The following is a 23405-nucleotide window of genomic DNA, read 5'->3' as shown; positions in this document are numbered from 1 at the left end:
AGTAGTCCGCGACAGGGAAAGCCTGTCACATGGCGAAGGGGGACAGTTCAATCAGCTTGAAGTGCAAACTACCTGACCAAACGAGGTGAAGACCTTTGATAATCAGCGAAATGCAGCACAAGCTCGCGACGTGGGCCGAGAGCGACCAGAACCGCAAGTTCGATCGCCTTCTCCGGCTCATTGCCGATCGGGCGTGGCTTGCCGAGGCGGCTCGGATCGTGCTGGCGTCGAGTGGCGCCAATACGCCGGGCATCGACGGAATGGACAAGCGACGGATGCAGGCCGTACTGGCAGAACAGCTGGCCAGTCTGCGAACGGACTTGCTGACGGGGAGTTATCACCCGCAGCCGGTCAGGCGAATCTATATCCCGAAAGCCAATGGCAAGAAACGACCACTTGGTATCCCGACCCTGAAAGACCGCATCGTCCAGCGCGCGATGCTGATGGCCATGGAGCCGATCTGGGAAAGCGACTTCCATCGCCTCTCCTACGGCTTCAGGCCGGAACGCAGCGTGCATCACGCTGTCCGGACCGTGAAGATACAGTTGCAGGATAGTGGTGCCGGAGCGCGGGGCCGCTGGATCATCGAAGGTGATCTGGCGAGCTACTTCGATACGGTCCACCACCGGCTTCTGCTTCGCTGCGTTCGGCGGCGAATCCGGGATGATCGGTTTGTTGATCTGCTCTGGCGATTCCTGAAGGCGGGCCACGTCGACCGTGGCCTGTTCGTCGCCTCAAGCGAAGGTGTACCGCAAGGCGGCGTGCTGTCGCCGCTCCTGTCCAACATCATGCTCCATGAGTTTGATGCGTGGCTGGAGGCGAAATACCTGAGCGACAAGGCGCGAAAGGATCGCTGGGCATGGAACTTCGGCATCCAGCAGGGGCGCCCCATCACGGTTCGCGAGAACCGGCAATGGAAACCTGCTGTCGCCTACTGCCGTTACGCCGATGACTTCGTTGTCATCGTCAAGGGCACCAAGGCACATGCCGAGGCCATCCGCGAGGAATGCCGGGCCTTTCTGGAAGACGACCTGAAGCTGACGTTGAATATGGACAAGAGCCATATCACCCACGTCGACGACGGGTTCGTGTTCCTCGGGCACCGGATTATCCGCAGGCGGGGATCGAGCGGACGCATGTCCGTGGTCTCAACGATACCCAAGGAGAAGGCCAAGACCTTCGCTCGCCGATTGGTCGAGGCTCTCTCCGGCAATCATGAGGTTGCCGCGGTGGACATGATCGACGGTCTGAACCGCCAGCTGGCGGGATGGGCTGCGTTCTACAGGTTCACCGACTTCACGGCGCGCACATTCCGGCGCATCGACACCGTCGTGTTCTGGAAAATGGCGCACTGGTTGGCGCAGAAGTACCGGTCCCGTATCAAGCCTTTGATGCGTAAATGGTACCGCATGCCGGAAACCGGCCAATCGAAGACGTGGCTGGTCTACGGTCGAAGCAATCAGGGCAATGCCGTCGGCAAGGCGCTGCGACGACTGGTCACAAGCCAGAAGATGCAGTTCCGGTGGCGGAATCCGGAGCGAAATCCCTACATCTATCGGGACGAGCTCCGAAACACCGTCACCTCCCGCTATCGTGATGTCGCCATGGCCTTGGACCAAGGTTGAATAGAGAGCCGTATGCGCTGAAAGGTGCACGTACGGTTCGGGGAGGGGAAGCGCTTATGCGCTTCCTACTCCACTCAAGATCATCGGGTGGGGCTGGATGTACCTGTCGACCGTGCTCGACGACTTCTCGCGCTACATTATCGCCTGGAAACTGTGCACCAACATGCGCGCCGAGGATGTGACCGACACGCTCGACCTGGCCCTTGGCGCATCGGGCTGCGACAGCGCCACGGTGCTGCACAAGCCCAGGCTGTTGTCGGATAATGGCCCCAGCTACATCGCCGGCGAATTGGCTGAATACATTGAGGCCCGGAAGATGAGCCACGTGCGCGGTGCCCCGATGCACCCGCAAACCCAGGGCAAGATCGAGCGCTGGCACCAAACCCTGAAAAACCGCATCCTGCTGGAAAACTACTTTTTGCCCGGCGACCTCGAAGCCCAAATCGAGGCCTTCGTCGAGTACTACAACCACCAGCGTTACCACGAGAGCCTGAACAACGTGACGCCCGCCGATGCCTACTTCGGCAGGGCTCCAGCCATCATCAAACAGCGCGAAAGGATCAAGCGACAGACCATCGAACATCGGCGCTTGCAACACCGCAAGCTCGCCGCCTAACATCAACCCCCAGACGAGGTCCGCACTCCGCTAATTTACGCCGCGAGTTGTGCCGAATGTTCTGACGACGGACACGCAGCGGCCAGTATCACCACGCCATCGGCCGGAGCGACATAGGGGGTGCCTTCGCCGCCCGCGATATCCAGCCCGGAATGATAGGACCCCGCTTCACCCTTGTAGATGCGCTGCGAACCGAACCGACCAGAGAAGCGGCCTGGGGCCGGGCGGATGAAGGCCTGCCGCCAGCCTTGCGCGCCGGTATCGAGCGCGCGGGCCGCGGCGATACGCGCAAGTTCGGCCCTGCGCAGGCGCAGGTAGTGTTCGTCAGTGATACCGCCGGGCTTGCGCGCCAGGTTGATGTGTTCGATCTGCCAGGCGCGCGGGGCGATGGTGAGGGGCATGGCGAAGCTCGCGCCATCGGCGAGGATCGCAAGCAGTTGTGCGGCAGGCGCGGCATCGCGATCAAACGCGACAAGGAACCGGCCGTCGTCGGCGAAGGGCAGCGGCTTGCCATCGAGCGCCAGCGCGCGGGTGCCGGGCTGAACCCGTCCGCGCAGCCAGCCGCCCTGAGTCAATTGCCCGCCCGGTTCGATCTGGATTGGCAGTGCGGGCGCATTGCCCAGCGATAGCGCGGCAAGTGCTGTTGCACCTCCGACGATGAAATCGCGCCGGCTTGCGATGAATTGGCCGGTCATTGGCCTTCGAGGTGGCGGCGCGTCGAAATTTCGCAGGTGGCATAGGCTTCCTGCCGCTCGGCGCACCAGTAGCGCAGCATGTCGAGCGGGATTTTCTGGCCGGTGACGGCGCACAGGACATGATCGCCCGACGAAAGCTGGCGCAAGCCGCCGGGAAGGTAGTGAAGCCGCGCGAGGCGGTCTGGCTGGGACATCAACATGGGGCCAATGTAGCGACTATGCCGCTTCAGAACAATTCCTGCTGGCCGGGGGGCCGTGCGGCCGGGCGCGGTTTTGGCGCAGGGCGGGGTGGTGCCGGTGAGATCGAGGGCGAGGTGCCGGCCATGACATCGAGCGCGCCATCGGCAAACTTGAGGGTGAGCGCGGTGCGGCTTTCGGCGGTGGCACGGTCCTTGACCAGATGGCCATCGCGGTCGGTCACCAGCACGTAACCGCGCTTGAGCGGGGCTTCGGGGTCGAGCGACAGGCGCAAGCGGTCAAGCGCATCGACCTTGCCCCGCGCGTGGTCGATGCGCTGGAGCAGCACTTCGGGGCGCAGGCGCAGGGCGGCAAGCCGCTCGCGTTCGCGCGTGATTCGCGCGGAAAGCAGCGCAGGGCGCAACGCGCCTGCGTGGCGCGCGAGCAGCGATCCGGCGATCTCGGTGCGATGAACCAGTGCGCGGCGCAGGCGATCGGCCAGATCGTCGACGCGCTGGGCCTGCCCTTGCAGCAATGCATGGGGGTGCGGCAACCGCTGGCTGCGCGCCTCCAGGCGTTCCTTTGCCTGCGCCAGTTGGCGGGCGAGGGCGCGGCGCTGACGGGCGTTGAGATCGGCGACGAAGGCGGCAAGTTCGGCCTGCACCGGCACCGCCAGTTCAGCGGCGGCAGTGGGCGTTGGCGCGCGCAGGTCTGCGGCGAAATCGCACAGGGTGGTGTCGGTTTCATGGCCCACTGCGCTGATGATCGGGATGGTGCATTCCGCCACAGCGCGGACGACATCTTCCTCGTTGAAGCACCACAAGTCCTCTATCGAACCGCCACCGCGCGCGACGATCACCAGATCGGGACGGGGGACCGGGCCATCTTCAACCATGTTCGAGAAGCCGCGCACGGCATTGGCAACTTGCGCGCCTGCGCCCTGTCCCTGCACCAGCACCGGCCAGACGATGACGCGGGTGGGAAAGCGGTCTGACAGGCGATGGAGAATGTCGCGGATCACCGCGCCGGTGGGCGACGTTACCACGCCGATGACGCGGGGCAGGAACGGCAGCGGCTTCTTGTGCGCTGGATCAAACAGGCCCTCGCCTTCCAATCGCGCCTTGAGCTTGGCCAGCAGCGCCAGCAGCGCGCCTTCGCCCGCGATCTCTATGCGGTCGATCACGATCTGGTAGTTCGAACGGCCGGGGTAAGTCGTCAGCTTCCCGGTGGCGATCACTTCCACGCCGTCTTCGGGGCGGAAGCCCAGCCGCTGCACACCGCCGCGCCACATCACTCCGTCCAGCTTGGCGTTCTCATCTTTGAGGCTCAGGTAAAGGTGGCCAGAGGCGGCGCGTTTCACGCCTGAAAGTTCGCCGCGCACACGCACGAAGCCGAAGCGATCTTCCACCGTGCGCTTGAGCAGCGCAGAAATCTCGGAGATCGAAAGGGCCGGAGCGTTGTCGCCAGCCGATTCCCTCGCTACTAGCCCGCCGGACGGATTGTTGTCCTCATTATCGTAGGGCGTGGAAGGGAATGCCATGAATATCCTGCTGATCGGGTCGGGCGGGCGCGAACATGCGCTTAGCTGGAAACTGGCCCAATCGCCAAGACTGGGCAAGCTCTATGCCGCGCCGGGCAATCCGGGCGTTGCCGAACATGCGCAAATCGTTGCGCTGGAACTGACCGATCACGCCGCCGTGGTGACATTCTGCGAAGCGCAGCGGATCGGGCTGGTCGTGGTCGGCCCGGAAGCGCCGCTGGTCGATGGATTGACGGATTCGTTGCGGGCGGCGGGCTTTTCGGTGTTCGGACCAAGCCGCGTGGCAGCGCAGCTGGAAGGGTCCAAGGGCTTCACCAAGGATTTGTGCGAACGTGCCGGGATTCCGACCGCAGACTACGTCCGCGCAAAGTCGCTGGACGAAGCGCGCGCGGCGCTGGCGCGGTTCGGCGCGCCGGTGGTGATCAAGGCCGATGGGCTGGCGGCGGGCAAGGGCGTGGTCGTGGCGATGACCATGGCCGAGGCCGAGGCGGCGGTGGACGACATGTTCGATGGCGCGTTCGGCGCTGCCGGGGCCGAAGTGGTGGTCGAGGAATTCATGACCGGCGAGGAAGCCAGCTTTTTCGCGCTGACCGACGGGGCGACGATCGTACCGTTCGGATCGGCGCAGGATCACAAGCGCGTCGGCGATGGCGATATCGGCCCGAACACCGGCGGCATGGGTGCCTATAGCCCCGCACGGGTGCTGACGCCCGAACTGGAAGCCGAAGTGCTGTCCAAGATCATCGCACCCACGGTGAAGGCCATGGCGGACGAAGGCATGCCCTATTCCGGCGTTCTTTATGCCGGGCTGATGCTGACCGACGCGGGACCGAAGCTGATCGAATACAACGCGCGGTTCGGCGATCCCGAATGCCAGGTGCTGATGATGCGGCTGGAAAGCGATCTTGTGGAAGTGCTGCTCGCCTGCGCCGACAACAAGCTGTCGAGCATCGAGTCTCCGCACTTTTCGGACGACGTGGCGATGACCGTGGTGATGGCGGCCGAGGGTTATCCCGGCACCCCGAAAAAGGGCGGCCGGATCGATCACATTCCGGCGGCCGAGGCGACCGGGGCCAAGGTGTTTCACGCCGGTACGGCACTGTCAGGCGCAGGTGTGCTCAGCGCATCTGGCGGTCGTGTGCTGAACGTGACCGCCAAGGGGCCGAGCGTGAAGGCAGCGCGCGAAAGGGCCTATGCGGCGGTCGATGCCATCAGCTTCCCGGAAGGGTTCTGTCGCCGCGATATTGGCTGGCGCGAGATCGAACGGGAAGAGGCGGGGGACTGAACCCCCGCCCATTCACAGGTCTGCTCGCGGGGCAGAGATCAGGCCTGCATCACGCGCAATTGTGCTTCAGGCAGGGCTTCGGCTTTGGCCTGGGCCAGCAACTCCATTTTCCGGGCGAGCATTTCGTCGCGCAGCGCGACCATGTCCAGCCCGGCTTCGCGCGCCTGGGCGAACATGCCTTCGGACCGCGCCTCTTCCTCGTGCACGTGGTGCTTGATTTCTTCGCTTAGCACTTTGACCTTGGCGTCGAAGAAATCGTCTTCGGGCGATGAGGCCATGATGTCGTTGATCAGCAGCTTGGCGGCATCGTGTTCGACATAGGCTTCGGTATAGGTTTCTTCCTCGATCTTGCCCTTCAGCGCGGGATAGAAGATTTCCTCTTCGATGGTCGTGTGGATCTTCAGTTCGTTGCAGATCTGCTGGGCAAGCGCCTGTTTCCTGTCGTCACGGGCGTTTTCGAATTTTTCGAAGAGGGCTTCTACAGTGCGGTGATCGGCCTTCAACAAGGCAATCGCGTCGGTATAGCTGGGCTGTGCCATGGGGAAAGTCCTTGAAAGCAGGGATGTTACCGGGACAATCCTTCGCAAGGGCTGGGGTTCCAGCACCATCGGCGCGGAACATCGCGGCCCCCGCGCGGTTGCAATGGCATGACCGATTTTCAACAGATGAACCGTACCCGCCTGCGCTGGCCAGAGACATTGTGGGTCATCCGCCACGGCCAAAGCGCGGGCAACGTGGCGCGTGACGAAGCCGACGCGCGGGGCGCCCATCGCATCGCGCTCGATCATCGCGACGTTGATGTGCCGCTTTCGCCGCTGGGCCGTGAACAGGCGACCGCGCTCGGCCACTGGTTCGCCAGCGGCGAAGAGGGGGCGCGGCCCGATGTGGTTCTGGCCAGTCCCTATGTCCGGGCGGTGCAGACGGCGGAGCTGTTCCGTGAAGCGGGCGGGTGCGATCCCGCGCTTCGGATCTGCATCGACGAGCGCCTGCGCGAAAAGGAGTTCGGCATTCTCGACGGGTTGACCACGAGCGGCATTCACCGCTTCCAGCCCGATCAGGCGCAGTTCCGCAAGGTGCTGGGCAAGTTCTATCATCGCCCGCCCGGTGGCGAGAGTTGGGTGGACGTGATCTTCCGCCTGCGCGCGCTGCTCGATACGATATCGCTGCACTATGCCGGAAAGCGCGTGATGATCGTGGCGCATCAGGTGGTGGTGCTGTGCCTGCGCTATATCATCGAAGGCATGACCGAGGCCGAGATCCTCGCCATCGACCGTGAGGCCGATGTCGCCAATTGCGCGATCACGCAATATCGCTGGGATTGGCATGCCACCGGCGACGGTGCGCTGGTGCTTGAGCGCTACAACGTGGTTGCGCCGATGATCCGCGAAGGTACGCCGGCCACTCGCGCGCCGGACGAGATGGTCGCTTCGCGTGGATAGCCCGACGATCCTTGACGGCGCATGGTTGCGCGCCAATTCCCTGCCGCAGCCGCATGAAGCAGCGGACAAGAATGCGCGGGGTCGTGTGCTGGTGATCGGCGGTTGCCGCACCGTGCCGGGCGGGGTTCGGCTGACGGCAGAAGCCGCATTGCGGGCAGGGGCGGGCAAAGTGCAGGTCGCCACTATCGAGAGTGTCGCAGACATGATCGGGGCATTCCTGCCCGAAATCGGCGTAGTGCCGCTGCGGATGAATGACGATGGCGAGATCGATGCGGCGCAAGCCGCAGTCGAACGGCACCTGACCCGCAGCGATGCGGTTGTGCTGGGGCCTGCGATGAGTTGTGCAACGCAGAGTGCGGCGCTGGTAAAAATGGCGCTGGACCATTGCGGCGACGCAGGGCTGGTGCTGGATGCGGCGGCGCTGATGGCGATTTGTCATCACGCGCAGGGTCTGAAGGCGCGGAGATTCCCCGCTGTATTGACGCCGCATATTGGCGAGATTGCGGCCTTGCTGGAGCGCGAAGCGCAAGCGATCGACGATGATCGCGAAAGGGCGGTGCGCGAATGTGCCGAACGTTTCGGTGCGGTGGTCGTGCTCAAGGGTGCGATCAGCGTAGTTGCCGATCCGATGGGGCAGGTCTTTGCTTATAGCGGGGGCAATGTCGGGCTGGCGACCGGCGGTTCGGGCGATGTCATGGCAGGCATCGCCGGGGCGCTGATCGCGCGTGGCACACCACCGCTGGTGGCCGCGTTATGGTCAGTCTGGTTGCATGGCGAGGCGGGGCGGCGTTGCGCCGAATCGATTGGCCCGCTGGGTTTTCTTGCCAGCGAACTGCTGGGCTTCATTCCTCAGGTAATGCATCGGGCCGGATAGCCTTCGGCGGGTTGAGCCGGAATTCCTCGACCGGGGTGCCGCCTATCAGGTGTTCCTGAATGATCCGTTCGAGCACCGGCGGCGTACAGGAATGATACCAGACGTTGTCGGGATAGACGACCGCGACCGGCCCCAAAAGGCACACGCGCAGGCAGCCCACCTTGTTGCGCAGGATACCCTGATCGCCGCCAAGGCCGAGTTCGGAAAGCCGGGTCTTGAGGTAATGCCACGCCTCGTCGGTCACGTCGGACGAGGCACATTTGGCCTTGTCCGCGCCTGCACAGATCAGGATGTGGCGTTCCATGCGAAAGCCGCCAAGCTTTTCGAGAACGCGCTCCGCCTTGGCGAGCTGTTTTGCCGGGTTGCTCATATCGTCAGGCTTGGGTGCCACAACCCTTTGTTATAATGGCCTTTGTCATAATGGCCGTTGCACGCGATCAGCCGCGCTTTCCGGCGATACGCGCGATTTCGGCAGAGACCATCTTTTCGACCATGGCGGGCAGGTTCTTTTCCAGCCAGTCGGCCAGCATCGGCTTGAGCAATTCGCGGGTAAGCCCTTCGAGCGAGGTTTCGCCAGAGCGGACGATCTGCGGAGCCATGCCCGGCTGCGCCAGCATCGACAGGGCGGCGAGCGATTCGCGCATCGAGGCGGTGGCTGCATCGGCAAGCAGGCCTTCGCTGTCGCAATCGTCGTCCAGTTCCATCGCCGGTTCGGTCAGTTCGAGCACTTCTGCCTGACGTGGCGCCACGCGCTGCACCGGTTCGGTACGGGGTTCGGTACGGGGGCGGGTCTGGCTTTCTGCACGATTCTGGGCCTCGGCACGATTATCGCGCGCGATGACTTTCTTGATCGATTCGAGGATTTCCTCGACGGACGGTTCACCGGCCTGGCGCATCGAAACTGCTTCCCCCCATTGCCCTGCAACCGATTCTGTCAAGGACGCGGTGCGGGCGCGATTGTCGCATTCTGCGCTGGCGTGTCAACGGTGCGTGTCGACAGGGGCTTTGGATCGGGATCGCGGTCCCAATCGAATACGCGGCCCTTGACCCGGTCATAGTTGATCTGCGGATCGTAGAGGACCCCGCCATCAAGGCCAAGGTCCCGCGCCTGCGCGCGACCCATCGCCGACAGCAGGTTGAAACCGGCAACATAGGCGTTGCGGCGCGCGGTCACGAGCTGCACTTGCGCGCGCAGCAGTTCCTGTTCTGCATCGAGGATGTTGAGGATCGTGCGATTGCCCACGCTGTTTTCCGCGCGCACGCCTTCAAGGCTGAGCGCGGCGGCATCGACCGCGGTCTGGTTCATCGCGATGATCTCATTCGCCGCGCTCCACGAGGCGTAGGACGACCGGACCGAAGCGATCACATCGCGTTCCACGCCGATTTCCTGTTCGAGCGTGGCCGATTCGCGCGCCTGTGCCTGCCGGGTCTGCGCTGCGGGTGCGCCGCCCTGGAACAGCGGAATCGAAACGCTGACGCCTGCCTGCGCGGTGGTGGCGCGCTGCTGGAACGATGCGCCGGGAACCCCGCCGCCGAGTGTGCCGAGATAGTCCTGGTAACTGCCTACGGTATTCAGCGAAACGGTGGGCAGCTTTGCCGCGTTTGCCACTTTGACATCATAACCCGCAGCCTTGCTGCGTTCGCGCGCGGCGATCAGATCGGGGTTGTTTTCGAGCGCGAAGGCCACTGCATCGTCAGCCGTCGCGGGAAGACCGGGAAGGGGCGGTGGCGGCGCAAGATCGACCGGAGCCTTGCCCACGACCTGGATATAGCGCTCACGACTGGAAACAAGATTCACTTCGGCGGTGCGCAGGTCTGCGCGGGCCAGCGCAAGGCGCGAGTTCGACTGGGCGACGTCGGTCCGGGTAAGGTCACCGATCTCGTAGCGGTCGCTCGTCGCGCGCAGATTGACGTCAAGCACTTCGACGTTGTTGCGGCTGAGGCCGACGATCGCACTGTCGCGGATGACGTCCATGTAAGCGGCGACGACTTGCGCGAAGACGCCGGATTCGGTCGCCCGCAAGTCCTCCTGTCCGGCTTCGACCCGCGTTTTCGCTGCGCGAACAGCATTCTTGACCGCGCCCCCTGAGAACAGCGGCACGCCAAAGTTGACGTCGGCGGTGACCGCGCGGTCGGGTGCCGTGAACGCGACCGGGTTCTTCTTGAGGAATTCGGTAAAGTTGGCCTGTCCCGAAAGGCTGGGCAGCCCGCGCGCACGGGCAATCGGCACACCCTCATCGGTGGCGCGCTGCGTGGACCGGGCCGCCTGGAGCGTCGGGTTGGTATTGTAAGCGCTGGTCAGCGCTTCACGCAGATCGTCGGCCAGCGCGGGTGCGGCAGCGGCAAGGGTAGCGCTGGCCGAAAGGAGGAGGCGCAGTGCCTTGCGTGCCGACATGTACTTCAGAAACTCCAGCTCTTTGGTGCGGCGAATTCGGGCAGGACGGCGAAGTCAGCCTCACCCAGTGCAGTCGGCACGACCCGGCCAAGCGCCTTGCGTGCAAGGGCGAGGCGGGTGACGCCGCGATCGACCAGCCCGGTAATCACCCGGCCATCGTCGGCGAGCAGCGTAGCGAGCGAATCGGGCAGGACTTCGGCCGCGCCATCGATCAGGATCAGCGAATATGGCCCACCTTGTGCCTGCTCCAGCGATGCGACTTGCGAAACATTGTCGCAAAGTTGCGCGGCCAGCGCGGCGAGGTAGCCGTTGCCCGAAATTACCAGAACGGAATCGTCGCGCGCCGCCTGGGCCGCTTCGAGCATCTGGCCGTATGTCAGCGCAGGCGACAAGGCCTTGCCATCGCCCAGCGGCACTGCCCGGTCTGCGTAGGCCACCGCCCGGCGATCCGCCGGTACGAAATCCTCGCGCGGGATAGCAGCAAAGGCTGCAAGAATGGCGGGCGCGTTCACGCCGCTGACGCGAAGCTGGCTATCGATCATGGCGCGGCGCGCGATCTGCATGTCGCCTGCTGCCGTGCGGTCTTCAACCACGGTCATTTCAACCCTCATGTTTCGAGCAGCCTGCGCGCCTGCTTCAGGCAAGGCCTTTGACGTTTCGCCAGTGCCTTAGAATATCGACTTGTCCTTTCCAAGGGATTTGCTTGTCGCAAATTGCCGCGTAATGCGCCTGCGCAGTTCTTTGGCCTCTGGAGGGAGTCGGCAATATGGCGGAAATGGTCACGATCAAGGAAGCAGACCTGATCGAGAGCGTGGCGGATGCGCTGCAATACATCAGCTATTTCCATCCGATGGACTACATCCGGGCGTTGGGCGATGCCTATGACGCGGAGCAAGGCCCGGCGGCCAAGGACGCGATTGCGCAGATCCTGACCAACAGCCGGATGTGCGCGGAAGGTCATCGTCCGCTGTGCCAGGATACCGGCATCGTCAACGTGTTCATCGAATGGGGGCAGGATTGCCGCCTCGAATCCGACCTGTCGTTGCAGGACGTGGTCGATGAAGGCGTACGCCGCGCTTATCTGAATGCGGACAACAAGCTGCGCGCATCGGTGCTGGCCGATCCCGCCTTTACCCGCCGCAACACCCGCGACAACACACCCTGCGTACTTCATGTCGAGATGGTCAAGGGTAACAAGATCACCGTCGATGTGGCGGCCAAGGGTGGCGGCAGCGAGAACAAGTCGAAGTTCAAGATGATGAACCCCAGCGATTCGATCGTTGACTGGGTAATCGAGATGCTGCCGCAGATGGGTGCTGGCTGGTGCCCGCCGGGCATGCTCGGCATCGGCATCGGCGGCACGGCGGAACATTGTGTGCTTCTGGCCAAGAAGGCGCTGATGGAGCCGATCGACATGGCGCAATTGAAGCTGCGCGGGCCTCAGACCGATATCGAGCGGATGCGTATCGAGATCTTCGACAAGGTCAACGCGCTGGGTATCGGCGCGCAGGGGTTGGGCGGGCTTTCGACCATCCTTGACGTGAAGATCATGGACGCGCCATGCCACGCTGCGGGCAAACCGGTGGCGATGATCCCCAATTGCGCCGCCACGCGCCACGCGCACTTCACGCTCGACGGTTCGGGACCGAGCTATCTTGAGCGGCCGAAGCTGGATGAATGGCCGCAAGTGCACTGGGCGCCGGATTCGGCGGCGAAGCGCGTCAACCTCGACACCTTGACCGCCGAGGAAGTCCAGGGCTGGAAGCAGGGCGACCGCCTGCTGCTCAACGGCAAGATGCTGACGGGGCGCGATGCCGCGCACAAGCGGATCAAGGACATGCTGGCGAAAGGCGAGGAACTGCCCGTCGATTTCAAGGGCCGCGTGATCTACTACGTTGGCCCGGTCGACCCCGTGCGCGAGGAAGTGGTCGGCCCGGCCGGTCCCACCACCGCCACGCGCATGGACAGCTTCTCCGACCTGATGCTCGATCTTGGCCTGCTCGCCAGCGTCGGCAAGGCCGAGCGCGGTCCTGCCGCCACGCAATCCATCGCCGCGCACAAGAGCGCTTACCTGATGGCTGTGGGCGGCGCGGCCTACCTTGTCGCCCGCGCGATCAAGCAGGCGAAGGTCGTCGGGTTCGAGGATCTGGGCATGGAAGCGATCTATGAATTCACCGTTGAGGACATGCCGGTAACCGTGGCCGTCGATAGCGAGGGGAACAATGTGCACCAGCTGGCTCCGCTGGTGTGGAAGAAGAAGATTGTGGAGGAAAACCTCCTCAAGGTGTGACCGCACATCGACAAACCGCACAGACGGCCCGACCACCGTTCTGGTGTGTCGGGCCGTTCGCGTTTAGGCAGGCTGGCATGATATCGGCCAATAGTGACGCCCGAACGGACCGGGGGACAGATCCTGGCATTGCGCGCGTTCCCGCCCGGCAAGTCGTGCTGTCCGCTGTCGCTCTATGGCTGTGCTATTTCATGCTGATCACCGTGCGCGGGCTGGTGGTGGAACTGGGCGATTTTTCCGACCTGCTGTGGCGGCGCGCGGCGGTCACGGCGGCGGGGATCGTGGTGACGGTGGCATGCTGGCCGCTGCTGCGCCGGTTTGACGGCCGTTCGCTGGCGGTGCGTGTGGCGGCCGCGCTGGTGATCATGCTGCCCGCTGCGCTGGCGTTGGCGGCGATCAACCAGTGGGCCTTTGCCCCGGTGGAACAGCGCATGATCGAGCGCATCACGCAGGAACGGACCGACTCGCACACGGCCAGCAAGGTGACCGTTCGCGGCGAGGATGGCAGCGCCGGGGTGCAGATCCGCCATGACATGGCGAGCAACGTGCTGGTGGACGTGCTGGACGAAGGCTTCGTGCCCCCGGTTCCGCCGGTTCCGCCCGAACCGCCTGCGCCTGCGCCGGCACCGCGCGCGCAGGTATCGCCACGACCCGCGCCTTCGCCCTCCGTTCCGGCCACGCCCGCGACCGATGGAGAGATTGACGCCGAAACGCTGGCCGAGCTTGAGGCGATGGGCGAACGCATTGCCGCCGAAGTGCTGAAGAACACCAGGATCGTACAGGGTGAGAACGGCACGATGGTGATCACGCAGCCGGGACTGGTCGTGCGGCGCTTTGCCGACGGGCGATCCGAAGTGCGTACGGGCGGCTACCTGATCCGCAGCGATGCCGATGACGAGGTTGAATCGGTGGAGCCATTGGCGGAAGCCGATATTCCCGAACCGCCTGAACCGCCCACCATGGCAGAACTTCCGGCGCCACCGGCACCATCGACCGTGCCGAGCGCGAAGGCACGCGCGGCGGCGCGGCAGGCGGCGGAAAAGGCGCTGCGCGAGGCGCAGGCCGTCCAGCAGGTGCGCCAGCAGGTCGCCGCGCGGATCGAGCGGGCGAAGGCAGCCAGGGCGACGCAGCCCGATGTGCCTGCGGCGGCCGAAGTGCCACAACCATCGCCGTCCGATGTGGTTACTGAGAACTTCGAAGGCCCGGACAAGGTGACGATCATCCGCCAGAGTTTGGAAAGCGAGGGGTTGTGGCGGCAGCTGACCGACGTGGCGCTGGGCCGCTATTTTCTCCTGATCGCCTGGGCCGCGCTCTATCTGGCGCTGGGCAATGGCGAGCAGTTGCGCGCGGCGGAATATCGCGAAGGGCAGTTCGCGCGGGCGGCCAAGGCGGCGGAGCTGCGCAGTTTGCGCTATCAGGTGAACCCGCATTTCCTGTTCAACACATTGAATTCGCTGTCCGCGCTGGTCATGGTCGGGCGGGCCGAGCAGGCGGAGCGGATGATCCAGTCGATCTCGCGGTTCTATCGTCACAGTCTGGCGGGCGATCCCACATCGGATATGCCGCTGGAGGACGAGATTGCCTTGCAGCGGCATTACCTGGATATCGAGGCGGTGCGCTTTCCCGAACGGTTGAAGTGCGAATTCGACGTGCCGGACGAACTGATGTCAGCCTGCGTCCCCGGCATGATCCTTCAGCCGCTGGTCGAAAATTCGATCAAGTATGCGGTTTCCACCACTATCCGCCCCGTCACGATCCGCATTTCAGCGCGTGAGGCCGGCGGGTTCCTGATCCTGTCCGTGGCGGACGATGGCCCTGGCGAGGGCTTCGTCAATGGCAGCACCGGCATCGGCCTTGCCAACGTGCGCAGCCGTCTGGCGGCGCGGTTCGGGGAAGACGAGGCCAAGGTGGAAAGCGGACCGCTGCCTGCGGGCGGTTATGCGACAGTATTGACCATGCCGATCGTGCGAAACGAATGCTGAGGGGACTTTTGTGCGGACGCTGATTGTTGACGATGAACCGCTGGCGGTGGAGCGGATGCAGATCCTTTGCTCGCGCATTCCGGTGCTGCAAGTGGTGGGCACCGCCAGCGATGGCGCGGCCGCGCTGCGCCTGATCGCGGCGCTGATGCCCGATCTCGTGCTGCTCGACATGACCATGCCCGAAGTTGACGGCCTTGGCGTGGCGCGCGCGCTTTCGAGCCAGGCCAATCGCCCGGCCGTGGTGTTCGTGACCGCGCACGATGATTTCGCGGTCGAGGCGTTCGATTGCGATGCGGTGGATTATGTCCTCAAGCCCGTGGCGCAGGAGCGGCTGGAACGCGCGGTCGAACGCGCGCAAGCGCGGCGCGCCGCGCCTGCCGAACCGTCGCTTGCGCCTGAAAAGCCCGCCAGCGAATGGATCGAGGAATTCTGGGTGCCGCACCGCTCCGAACTGATTCGCGTGGCCGCCGCCGATCTGGAACGCATCGATGCCGAACGCGATTACGTGCGGCTTCATGCCGGAACCCGCAGCTACATGATGCTGCACACGATTGCCGGGCTGGAAGCGCGGCTCGATCCCGAATGCTTCATCCGCCTGCACCGCTCGACCATCGTGCGCAAAGATCGTATCGCCGGGCTGAAGCATGATGGGCTGGGCGTGTGGTCGGCCGAACTGGTGGACGGTTCGGTCCAGCGGATCGGCCGGACCTATCTTGCGCGGGTCAAGGCGATGGCCGGGCGGTAGATTTCATCCTCCCCGTTCCGGGGAGGTGGCAGCCGCAGGCTGACGGAGGGGTCTCTCCGTTACAGAGGTTCGTAAATGGGGCGGGTCCCCTCCACCACCAGCTTCGCTGGCGGTCCCCCTCCCCGTTTCGGGGAGGATGCTCATCACCTGAACATTACCCCTTGTACAGCGCATCCACCCGCGCCCCGTACCGGGCCTTGATCTTGTGGCGGCGGATCTTGAGGCTGGGGGTCATTTCCTCGTTGTCGATGCTGAACGCTTCGTCGGCAAACGTGAACTGACGGACCCTTTCGATCACCGAAAGGTCCTTGTTTACGCGATCGACCGCCGCGCGGATTGCGGCCTTGAACGCGGGCAGGTCCTGCAATTCCTTGAAATCGAAGTGTTCGCCCTGCTTGCGGGACCAGTCGAGCGCCCATTCGGGATCGGGGACGATCAGGCCGACGATGTAGGGCCGCTTGTCGCCGCACACCATTGCCTGTGCGATTTCGGGCTGGAGGGTGAGCATGCCCTCGATCTTCTGGGGCGAGACATTGTCGCCCTTGTCGTTGACGATCATGTCCTTCTTGCGATCGGTGATGACGATGCGGCCCTTGACGTCGATGTGGCCGATGTCGCCGGTGTGCAGCCAGCCCGCGTTCGGACCGTCGCCGGGGATGGCGCGCGCGGTATCGGCGTCATTGCGCCAGTAGCCGTGCATCACCAGTTCGCCGCGCACGAGGATCTCGCCGTCCTCGGCGATCCTGACTTCCACGCCCTTCATCGGTGGTCCGACCGTATCCATGCCAAGGCCGGCGCTGGGACGGTTGCAAGAGATCACCGGGCCGGCTTCGGTCTGGCCATAGCCCTGCAGCATGGTCAGGCCCATTGCATCGAAGAACACGCCGACATCTGGATTGAGCGGCGCGCCGCCTGAAACCATCGCCTTCATCCGCCCGCCGAAGCGTGCGCGGATCTTCGGGCGCAACGTGCGTTCAAGGATCAGGTTCATCGGCGCATCGATGATCCGGTTGCGGCCCGATGCCTTACGTGTGCCGATATTGAGCGCGCGGTCCATCAGATAGTTCGCAACCTTGCCCTGTTTTTCCACCTGCTTCATGATCCGGGTGCGCAGCACTTCGAACAGGCGGGGCACCACGACCATGATCGTGGGGCGCACTTCCTCGATATTGGACGCCAGCTTTTCGAGGCCTTCGGAATAATAGATCTGTGCGCCCATGCCGATCGGCAGATACTGGCCGCCGGTGTGTTCATAGGCGTGGCTGAGCGGCAGGAACGACAGGAACACTTCGTCGCCCCAGCCGAAATCCTGCGTCAGAATGTGGGCCGCGCCATCGACATTGCACAGGATCGAGCCATGGTGCAGCCGCACACCACGCGGGGAACCGCCGGTGCCGCTGGTATAGATCAGGCAGGCGAGATCATTGCGGCCCATCGTGGAAAGGCGCGCATCCACCGCCGCCCGTGCCGCTTCGGCATCGCCCGCGATCATCGCACCCCAATCGTGGAATGCCAGCTTGCCCGCTTGCATCTGGCGAAGCGGTTCGATGCCGATCACGTGTTCGACGCAGGGCGCGGCGAGCGCGGCGGGCAGGAGCGTGTGCGAAAGTTTCGAGGTGGAGACGATGACCGCGCGCGCCTCGGAGTTTTCGAGGATGTGCAGGTGATCGCGTTCGGTGTTGGTGATATAGGTCGGTACGGTGACAAGGCCAGCGGCCATGATCGCCAGATCGGCAATCGCCCATTCCGGCCGATTTTCCGAAACGAGCGCCACCCGGTCACCAGGGTTCAGGCCCAGTGCGCGCAGGTTTTCAGCCAGCAGGCAAACCTTGCGCGCGGCCTCTGCCCAGCTTTGCGAATGCCACTGGCCATCGCGCTTGGCCCACAGGAACGGGCTTTGCCCGCGCGATGCCGCGCGATCGAGAAACATCGCGACGAGATTGGGAAAACTGGCGAAATCGGAAAGCTGCACGTTCGGTTCCTCGGCCCGGCGCCGGTTGGACGTCCGGCTTCCTTGTGGTTGCACGCGAACCTAGTGGCGCAGCTTTGTTACGGCAACCGTTCAGGCACCAGTTCTTCAGGCACGAGTTATTCAGGGCGCTACCGATGCGCCTTCGCTGCGCGGATCGGCGGCCCCGCGCCACAACCCGCCGATGCGCTCGATGGCATTGGCCTTGAACGAAGGGCTGCGGGCGATGACCTTTGCGTGGCCGAGTTGCTGAAGCGCCGGGATCATCGCTTCGAGCGTCGTACCCTTCTCGACATAAACCGTATCGCCGCCGGGTGCGAAAATCACGGGCAGCGCGATGGCATCGCGCGCGGAAAGGTTCCAGTCGAGCACACCGATGATGGCCTTGGCGACTTGCGCCGGGATGGTCGTGCCTCCCGCAGCGCCGATGGCCAGCCGCAGCTTTCCGTCCGGGCCATAGATCAGCGTCGGTGCCATCGAACTGCGCGGGCGCTTGCCCCCTTCGACACGGTTGGCGGTGGGCTTTCCGTTCCGGTCAGGCATGATGTTGAAATCGGTCAATTCGTTGTTGAGGTAATAGCCGCCGACCATCAGCCCCGATCCGAACGGTCCTTCGATGGTCGAGGTATAGCTGGCGGCATTCCCCCAGCGATCGACCGTGACGAAGTGCGTGGTGCCATGCTCTTCCTGCGGTGCCGCGCGCGCAAACGCCAGCTTGGCGCCGGGCGGCGTACCCGGAAGCGCTGTTGGCAGGGTGGCGGTTGGCGAGATCAATGCCGAGCGTTCGCCAAGATAAGCGGGATCGACAAGGCCCGCCACTGGCACGGAAACGAAATCGGCATCGGCCAGATACTGTTCCCGGTCGGCATAGGCGAGGCGCTGCGATTCGGCGATCAGGTGCCACGATTGCGGATCGGCAGGGCCGAGCACTTTGATATCGAAGCGTTCGATCTGCTTGAGGATGGCGAAGACCGTGGTCGCGCCGGACGATGGCGGACCCATGCCGCAGATGCGGTACTGGCGATATTGCCCGCATACCGGCGGTCGCTCGACAGCCTTGTAACCGGCAAGATCGGCGGTGGACATCGGCGCCGGGTTGATCGGGGCCGTGCCGACCTTTGTCGCCAGTAGCGTGGCGTTATCGCCGGTATAAAAGCTGTCGGCCCCGCGCGCTGCAAGGATCTCGAACGTGGTGGCAAGCGCAGGATTGCGAACCAGTGCGCCCGTTGGCAGCGGCTGGCCATCGGCTGCGTAAAACAGCGCGCGGGCATCGGGATCGAGCGCCCCGGTGCGGCTGGCGCCTGCAAGCGATGCGCGCATCCGTGGCGTAATGGCGAAGCCTTCACGGGCCAGACGGATCGCGGGCTGAAACAGGGTGCGCCATGACAGTCGACCGTGCTTGTTATGGGCCAGCGCGGCAAGCCGCAGGTTGCCCGGCACCCCCACGCTGCGCCCGCCGGGCACGGCATCGGGGAAGGCCAGCGGCTTTCCATCGATATGGAACCACAGCGGTGTTGCCGCCTTTGGCGCGGTTTCGCGTCCATCAATGGTTTCGACAACGCCCGCAGCGTCACCCAGAACGAGGAAGCCACCGCCACCGATCCCGGAGCTTTGCGGTTCCACCACGGTCAGCGCCAGCATCGTGGCGATGGCGGCATCGGTTGCGCTGCCGCCAAGGCGCAGCATCTGCGCGCCTGCTTCGGCCGCGCGTGGATCGGCGGCGGAAACAAGACCGGGGCTGCCATCGGGTATACCGTTTGCTGCCGAGGCTGGCGGTCCCGGCGGCGCAACCGGCGCGCCGGGCGGCGGCACACAGGCGCTGGCCAGCAATACGGTGGAGAACGACAGGAAGCGGAGCGCGCGCAGAAAAATCATGGCGCCCAAGCTATTCGCTGCCGACCGCCTCTGCAATGGAGGTCAGGCCCGCTTCGCGTACCTTTCTTTCCAGCCCGGCCACAAGACGGCGGGCAAGGCCGGGGCCTTCATAGACCATCGCGCTGTACATCTGGATCAGGCAGGCCCCCGCGCGGATTCGCGCCCAGGCATCATCGACCGTGGAAATTCCGCCGACCCCGATCAGCGGGATCGCGCCGCCGCTGGCCTTGCGGAAATCGCGCAACCGCTGCAACGCCAGTTCGCGCAAGGGTTCGCCCGAAAGGCCGCCTGCTTCGGCAGCATGGCGTGATCGCAGCGCCGGGCGGGTGATGGTGGTGTTCGAAACGATCAGCGCGGCCAGCTTTTTCTCCATCGCAATGCGGCAGATGCTGTCAATGTCGGCAGGTTCCAGATCCGGGGCAAGCTTGAGAAACACCGGTACGGTCATGTTGCCGCGCGCTTCCAGCACCCCGTCGAGCAGTGCCGACAGCGCGCCTTCATCCTGCAGCGCGCGCAAGCCCGGCGTGTTGGGCGAGGAAATATTGACCGTGAGGTAGGATGCCAGCGGTGCCATCAGCCGGGTCATCTGCGCATAATCGGCGATGCGATCGGACGAATCCTTGTTTGCGCCGATGTTGACCCCGACAACGCCGGGAAGCCCATGGGCGCCGGTTTCGCGCCGCCGCACCAGCCGGTTGGTAACGGCCTGTGCGCCTTCGTTGTTGAAGCCCATGCGGTTGATCACGGCGCGGTCTTCGACCAGCCGGAACAGGCGCGGCTTGGGATTGCCTTCCTGCGGCAGGGGAGTGACCGTACCGACTTCGACCGCACCGAAGCCGAGGCCGAGCATGGCATCGGGAACTTCGGCGTTCTTGTCGAACCCCGGTGCCATTCCGACCGGATTGGGGAAGACGATCCCGCCGATTCGCTGCGCCAGTGTTGGCGTTGGCGCGGCATGACTGCCGCCCTGTGACAGCGTCAGGGCCTTGATCGTCAGCCGATGGGCCGGTTCAGCGGGAATGCGAAAGATGAACGGACGCAACAGGGAAAAGGGCGACACAGGGAAACGGTTCCGAATAAGCTTGAAGTTGCATGCACTGCCGGTTGCGAACCCGCCTACGGCACAGACTCTTCTGTCTATTGCGCCTGCTAACAGCAGTGGCCAAGTCCGAACGTGTCGAAAGTGACAGCAATTGTCATCGATTTGACGGGTTATGTTGCCGCAATGCAACCTATTTTGTCGAATCCATACAATTCATCATCCGGGCAACTGCGTAGTCAGGCGTTGCGACCCGAAGGGCTCGGTGCATTCTGTATCGGGTTCTCGACTTCAAGGCGGCCGATGACCTTAACAGGGCTCGGCCGCCCTTTTTTTGTTTCGGGACGCATCTGGCATGGCGCATCTTGTGCATGGTGGGGCAAGCGCCTAGATAACCGGAGTGATTCGGTCCGATTTAGGTTCGGACGTCCGGGACCAAGGCGACGATGCGACTTTCCAGCATGGCCGATTATGCCGTCGTTACGATGAGCGCCGCCGCGCGTCATTGCGGACACGCTCGTGTTTCGGCGCAGCAAATCGCCGATGAGACGGGGCTGCCCGCCCCCACGGTGCAGAAGCTGGTCAGCAAGCTGTCCGCCGCCGGGCTGCTGAAATCGGTGCGTGGCGCGCGTGGCGGGTTGCAACTGGCCCGCCCCGCAGCCGCCATCACGCTTGCCGATATCGTCGAGGCGGTCGAAGGCCCTATTGCGCTCACGCCCTGTAGCGAGCATGGGCGCCACGATTGCACGCTGGAAGCGGCGTGCACGATCCGTCCGCACTGGCCCGCCGTCGATGCTGCATTGCGGGGCGCGCTGGCCGGAATACCACTTACCCAATTGTCCCGTCCCGCTGCAATCGCGGCCCCGGTGGCGGAGGTTCTGGCATGACTGAAGAAGTACAGATCAAGGATCAGGCTGCGCGCGAAGCCGCCGCCAGGGTGGCCGATTACGAACATGGCTGGTCATCTGATATCGAGCAGGAATACGGTCCCAAGGGCCTGTCCGAAGACACCGTCCGCTACATCTCGGCCAAGAAGGACGAGCCGGAGTGGATGCTCGAATGGCGGCTCAAGGCCTATCGTCACTGGCTGACCATGCCGACGCCCGATTGGGCCAAGCTGAACGTACCGCCGATCGATTATCAGGACGCTTATTACTGGGCCGCGCCCAAGGCCAAGCCAAAGCTTGGCAGCCTTGACGAGGTCGATCCCGAAATCCTGCGCATCTACGAAAAGCTGGGCATTCCGCTGGAGGAGCAGAAAGTGCTCGCCGGGGTGGAAGGCGCGCGCAAGATTGCCGTGGATGCGGTGTTCGACTCGGTCAGCGTCGCCACGACCTTCCGCAAGGAGCTGGAAGCGGCGGGCGTGATCTTCCGCTCGATCTCCGAGGCGATCCGCGAATATCCTGAGCATGTGAAGAAGTGGCTCGGCAAGGTCGTGCCGATGCACGACAACTACTTTGCGGCGCTCAACTGCGCGGTCTTTTCCGATGGCACCTTCGTCTACATTCCTGAAGGTGTGCGCTGCCCGATGGAGCTTTCCACCTATTTCCGCATCAATGCGGAAAACACCGGACAGTTCGAACGCACCCTGATCGTGGCCGACAAGGGCAGCTACGTCAGCTACCTCGAAGGGTGCACCGCCCCGCAGCGTGACGAGAACCAGCTTCACGCCGCCGTGGTCGAACTGGTTGCGATGGACGATGCCGAAATCAAGTATTCCACGGTGCAGAACTGGTATCCCGGCAATGCCGAGGGCCTTGGCGGCATCTACAACTTCGTCACCAAGCGCGCGCTGTGCCAGGGCAAGCGGTCGAAGGTTTCGTGGACGCAAGTCGAAACCGGATCGGCGATCACGTGGAAGTATCCAAGCTGCGTACTGAATGGCGATGATTCGGTGGGCGAGTTCTACTCGGTTGCCGTGACCAACAATTTCCAGCAGGCCGATACCGGCACCAAGATGATCCACAACGGCAAGCGCACCCGTTCGACCATCGTGTCGAAGGGCATCAGCGCGGGCCGCAGCAATAACACCTATCGCGGTCTCGTCCGCGTGGCGCCGGGCGCCGATGGCGTGCGCAACTTCACCCAGTGCGACAGCCTGCTGCTGGGCGCGGACTGCGGCGCACACACCGTGCCCTACATCGAAGTGCGCAACCCCACCGCCACGATCGAACATGAGGCCACGACCTCCAAGATCAGCGATGACCAGCTCTATTACGCGATGCAGCGTGGGCTGGATCAGGAAAGCGCCGTCGCCCTGATCGTCAACGGCTTTGCGCGCGAAGTGCTGAAACAATTGCCGATGGAATTCGCGGTCGAAGCGCAAAAGCTGCTCGGCATCAGCCTTGAAGGATCGGTCGGTTGAAAAAGACCCTTACCCTGCGCCCCGTCAGCGAGCGCGAAGACGCGCCCAAGCTTCAGCGCAAGGGGCGCGGCTGGAACATTGCGGAATCGCGGCTGGATGCGATCCACGAACTGGCGCGCGAACTGAAGCGCAATCCCAGCCCTGCGCATGCCGCGCTGAGCGAAGAACTGGCGAAGGAAGACCTTGGCCAGTACAAGCCCAAGGCGTTCACGGTGATCGGGTCGGCCATCGCCAGCTTTGCCAGCCTGCCGCTGAAAATGGTGGTGCTGATCGATGAAGGCGATGTGCCCGCCGAAATCGAACACCGCCGCGACAAGAGCCTGACCGAAGTCGGCATCAAGGTGATCCGCTTCACTGCCGAAGAAGTGCTGGCCGACCCGGAAGGCGCAGGCCGCGCCACGATCAGCGCGATGAAGGCCCGCTACGAAGAACTGCGCGCAAATTCGCGCCCGGCCCGACCTGCCAGCCGCTCTTATGGTGCGCCAAGGCGCTAA

General features: G+C 63.9%; 21 protein-coding genes and 1 pseudogene. 11 read left to right on the top strand and 11 right to left on the bottom strand.

Translation table 11 applies throughout. The features are described 5' to 3' along the window. Positions 1-95 precede the first annotated feature (95 nt). On the top strand, positions 96-1625 hold the full coding sequence (ltrA, locus tag LUA85_RS17140) for a group II intron reverse transcriptase/maturase (protein ID WP_008828485.1): 1530 nt from the start codon (positions 96-98) through the stop codon (positions 1623-1625). A 67-nt stretch (positions 1626-1692) separates the two neighbouring features. Beyond that, a pseudogene (locus tag LUA85_RS17135) lies at positions 1693-2241 on the top strand (transposase); the annotation flags it as partial. 35 nt (positions 2242-2276) lie between these two features. On the opposite strand, the gene LUA85_RS17130 reads toward LUA85_RS17135, so the two are convergent. From LUA85_RS17130 to xseA, 3 genes are read right to left on the bottom strand one after another with little or no spacing between them, the layout of a single operon-like run. Next, a complete protein-coding gene (locus LUA85_RS17130) occupies positions 2277-2936 on the bottom strand; it encodes a M23 family metallopeptidase (RefSeq protein WP_231471561.1) in 660 nt (219 codons plus the stop codon). Continuing rightward, positions 2933-3136, bottom strand: coding sequence for a DUF2093 domain-containing protein (locus tag LUA85_RS17125; RefSeq protein WP_231471560.1), 204 nt, complete (start codon positions 3134-3136; stop codon positions 2933-2935). The genes LUA85_RS17130 and LUA85_RS17125 overlap by 4 nt, the downstream gene beginning before the upstream one ends. 26 nt (positions 3137-3162) lie before the next feature. After that, positions 3163-4653, bottom strand: coding sequence for an exodeoxyribonuclease VII large subunit (gene xseA / locus LUA85_RS17120; RefSeq protein WP_231471559.1), 1491 nt, complete (start codon positions 4651-4653; stop codon positions 3163-3165). Between xseA and purD the strand changes: the two genes are divergently transcribed. Beyond that, positions 4652-5938 carry a phosphoribosylamine--glycine ligase gene (purD, locus tag LUA85_RS17115; RefSeq protein ID WP_231471558.1) on the top strand — a complete coding sequence of 429 codons (1287 nt, stop codon included), beginning with the start codon at positions 4652-4654 and terminating at the stop codon, positions 5936-5938. The two genes, xseA and purD, sit on opposite strands and share 2 nt — an antisense overlap. 38 nt (positions 5939-5976) lie before the next feature. Here purD and LUA85_RS17110 read toward each other — a convergent pair whose 3' ends face one another. Further along, a complete protein-coding gene (locus LUA85_RS17110; protein WP_231471557.1) occupies positions 5977-6477 on the bottom strand; it encodes a hemerythrin domain-containing protein in 501 nt (166 codons plus the stop codon). A 108-nt stretch (positions 6478-6585) separates the two neighbouring features. On the opposite strand from LUA85_RS17110, the gene LUA85_RS17105 reads away from it, so the two are divergent. Together LUA85_RS17105 and LUA85_RS17100 are read left to right on the top strand one after the other, a co-directional pair. Beyond that, positions 6586-7377: a histidine phosphatase family protein gene (locus tag LUA85_RS17105; RefSeq protein ID WP_231471556.1), complete on the top strand. Its 792-nt coding sequence runs from the start codon at positions 6586-6588 to the stop codon at positions 7375-7377. After that, positions 7370-8251: an NAD(P)H-hydrate dehydratase gene (locus tag LUA85_RS17100; RefSeq protein ID WP_231471555.1), complete on the top strand. Its 882-nt coding sequence runs from the start codon at positions 7370-7372 to the stop codon at positions 8249-8251. The genes LUA85_RS17105 and LUA85_RS17100 overlap by 8 nt, the downstream gene beginning before the upstream one ends. On the opposite strand, the gene LUA85_RS17095 is transcribed toward LUA85_RS17100, so the two are convergent. The 4 genes from LUA85_RS17095 to LUA85_RS17080 form a co-directional block, all read right to left on the bottom strand. Beyond that, positions 8220-8621 (bottom strand): ferredoxin, encoded by a 402-nt coding sequence (locus LUA85_RS17095; protein ID WP_231471923.1) that lies wholly within the window; start codon positions 8619-8621, stop codon positions 8220-8222. The two genes, LUA85_RS17100 and LUA85_RS17095, sit on opposite strands and share 32 nt — an antisense overlap. A 67-nt stretch (positions 8622-8688) precedes the next feature. Beyond that, entirely contained in the window at positions 8689-9147 is a 459-nt protein-coding gene (locus tag LUA85_RS17090) for a DUF2497 domain-containing protein (RefSeq protein ID WP_231471554.1), read from the bottom strand. Positions 9148-9185: 38 nt separating this feature from the next. After that, the gene (locus LUA85_RS17085) at positions 9186-10646 is read right to left on the bottom strand and encodes a TolC family outer membrane protein (protein WP_231471553.1); all 1461 of its coding nucleotides are present in this window, start codon (positions 10644-10646) and stop codon (positions 9186-9188) included. Between the two features lie 5 nt (positions 10647-10651). After that, the gene (locus LUA85_RS17080) at positions 10652-11245 is read right to left on the bottom strand and encodes a protein-L-isoaspartate O-methyltransferase (RefSeq protein WP_231471552.1); all 594 of its coding nucleotides are present in this window, start codon (positions 11243-11245) and stop codon (positions 10652-10654) included. Positions 11246-11412: 167 nt separating this feature from the next. Here LUA85_RS17080 and LUA85_RS17075 point away from each other — a divergent pair, with 167 nt between their 5' ends. The 3 genes from LUA85_RS17075 (at position 11413) to LUA85_RS17065 (ending at position 15663) form a co-directional block, all read left to right on the top strand. Further along, the gene (locus LUA85_RS17075) at positions 11413-12936 is read left to right on the top strand and encodes a fumarate hydratase (RefSeq protein ID WP_231471551.1); all 1524 of its coding nucleotides are present in this window, start codon (positions 11413-11415) and stop codon (positions 12934-12936) included. A gap of 77 nt (positions 12937-13013) precedes the next feature. Then, positions 13014-14918 (top strand): histidine kinase, encoded by a 1905-nt coding sequence (locus LUA85_RS21745; RefSeq protein ID WP_371823701.1) that lies wholly within the window; start codon positions 13014-13016, stop codon positions 14916-14918. A gap of 10 nt (positions 14919-14928) precedes the next feature. Further along, positions 14929-15663, top strand: coding sequence for a LytTR family DNA-binding domain-containing protein (locus LUA85_RS17065; RefSeq protein WP_256448260.1), 735 nt, complete (start codon positions 14929-14931; stop codon positions 15661-15663). 154 nt (positions 15664-15817) lie between these two features. Here LUA85_RS17065 and LUA85_RS17060 read toward each other — a convergent pair whose 3' ends face one another. The 3 genes from LUA85_RS17060 to LUA85_RS17050 form a co-directional block, all read right to left on the bottom strand. After that, complete coding sequence (locus tag LUA85_RS17060; RefSeq protein ID WP_231471550.1) at positions 15818-17635, bottom strand: long-chain fatty acid--CoA ligase; 1818 nt, start codon at positions 17633-17635, stop codon at positions 15818-15820. 120 nt (positions 17636-17755) lie between these two features. Continuing rightward, positions 17756-19507 (bottom strand): gamma-glutamyltransferase, encoded by a 1752-nt coding sequence (gene ggt, locus LUA85_RS17055; RefSeq protein ID WP_231471549.1) that lies wholly within the window; start codon positions 19505-19507, stop codon positions 17756-17758. 10 nt (positions 19508-19517) lie between these two features. Further along, positions 19518-20567: a quinone-dependent dihydroorotate dehydrogenase gene (locus tag LUA85_RS17050; protein WP_231471548.1), complete on the bottom strand. Its 1050-nt coding sequence runs from the start codon at positions 20565-20567 to the stop codon at positions 19518-19520. A 425-nt stretch (positions 20568-20992) separates the two neighbouring features. Between LUA85_RS17050 and LUA85_RS17045 the strand changes: the two genes are divergently transcribed. Genes LUA85_RS17045 through LUA85_RS17035 form a run of 3 tightly spaced genes read left to right on the top strand, consistent with a single transcriptional unit; the run spans position 20993 to position 23405 of the window. Next, positions 20993-21433: an SUF system Fe-S cluster assembly regulator gene (locus LUA85_RS17045; protein WP_231471547.1), complete on the top strand. Its 441-nt coding sequence runs from the start codon at positions 20993-20995 to the stop codon at positions 21431-21433. After that, positions 21430-22911, top strand: coding sequence for a Fe-S cluster assembly protein SufB (gene sufB / locus LUA85_RS17040; protein WP_231471546.1), 1482 nt, complete (start codon positions 21430-21432; stop codon positions 22909-22911). Before LUA85_RS17045 ends, sufB begins: the two co-directional genes overlap by 4 nt. Then, positions 22908-23405 (top strand): DUF559 domain-containing protein, encoded by a 498-nt coding sequence (locus tag LUA85_RS17035; protein WP_231471545.1) that lies wholly within the window; start codon positions 22908-22910, stop codon positions 23403-23405. Before sufB ends, LUA85_RS17035 begins: the two co-directional genes overlap by 4 nt.

Source organism: Novosphingobium sp. CECT 9465 (assembly GCF_920987055.1).
Taxonomy (GTDB): domain Bacteria; phylum Pseudomonadota; class Alphaproteobacteria; order Sphingomonadales; family Sphingomonadaceae; genus Novosphingobium.
This window is presented reverse-complemented; position numbering and strand designations above follow the sequence as displayed.

What these genes read in the sequence shown, in the direction of transcription:
- LUA85_RS17105 (WP_231471556.1), top strand. Translation starts at nt 6,586, where the DNA reads ATGACCGATTTTCAACAGATGAACCGTACCCGCCTGCGCTGGCCAGAG.
- LUA85_RS17110 (WP_231471557.1), bottom strand. Translation starts at nt 6,477, where the DNA reads ATGGCACAGCCCAGCTATACCGACGCGATTGCCTTGTTGAAGGCCGAT.
- LUA85_RS17045 (WP_231471547.1), top strand. Translation starts at nt 20,993, where the DNA reads ATGCGACTTTCCAGCATGGCCGATTATGCCGTCGTTACGATGAGCGCC.
- xseA (WP_231471559.1), bottom strand. Translation starts at nt 4,653, where the DNA reads ATGGCATTCCCTTCCACGCCCTACGATAATGAGGACAACAATCCGTCC.
- LUA85_RS17080 (WP_231471552.1), bottom strand. Translation starts at nt 11,245, where the DNA reads ATGACCGTGGTTGAAGACCGCACGGCAGCAGGCGACATGCAGATCGCG.
- LUA85_RS17130 (WP_231471561.1), bottom strand. Translation starts at nt 2,936, where the DNA reads ATGACCGGCCAATTCATCGCAAGCCGGCGCGATTTCATCGTCGGAGGT.
- LUA85_RS17075 (WP_231471551.1), top strand. Translation starts at nt 11,413, where the DNA reads ATGGCGGAAATGGTCACGATCAAGGAAGCAGACCTGATCGAGAGCGTG.
- sufB (WP_231471546.1), top strand. Translation starts at nt 21,430, where the DNA reads ATGACTGAAGAAGTACAGATCAAGGATCAGGCTGCGCGCGAAGCCGCC.
- LUA85_RS17090 (WP_231471554.1), bottom strand. Translation starts at nt 9,147, where the DNA reads ATGCGCCAGGCCGGTGAACCGTCCGTCGAGGAAATCCTCGAATCGATC.
- purD (WP_231471558.1), top strand. Translation starts at nt 4,652, where the DNA reads ATGAATATCCTGCTGATCGGGTCGGGCGGGCGCGAACATGCGCTTAGC.
- ggt (WP_231471549.1), bottom strand. Translation starts at nt 19,507, where the DNA reads ATGATTTTTCTGCGCGCGCTCCGCTTCCTGTCGTTCTCCACCGTATTG.
- LUA85_RS21745 (WP_371823701.1), top strand. Translation starts at nt 13,014, where the DNA reads ATGATATCGGCCAATAGTGACGCCCGAACGGACCGGGGGACAGATCCT.
- LUA85_RS17095 (WP_231471923.1), bottom strand. Translation starts at nt 8,621, where the DNA reads ATGAGCAACCCGGCAAAACAGCTCGCCAAGGCGGAGCGCGTTCTCGAA.
- LUA85_RS17125 (WP_231471560.1), bottom strand. Translation starts at nt 3,136, where the DNA reads ATGTTGATGTCCCAGCCAGACCGCCTCGCGCGGCTTCACTACCTTCCC.
- LUA85_RS17085 (WP_231471553.1), bottom strand. Translation starts at nt 10,646, where the DNA reads ATGTCGGCACGCAAGGCACTGCGCCTCCTCCTTTCGGCCAGCGCTACC.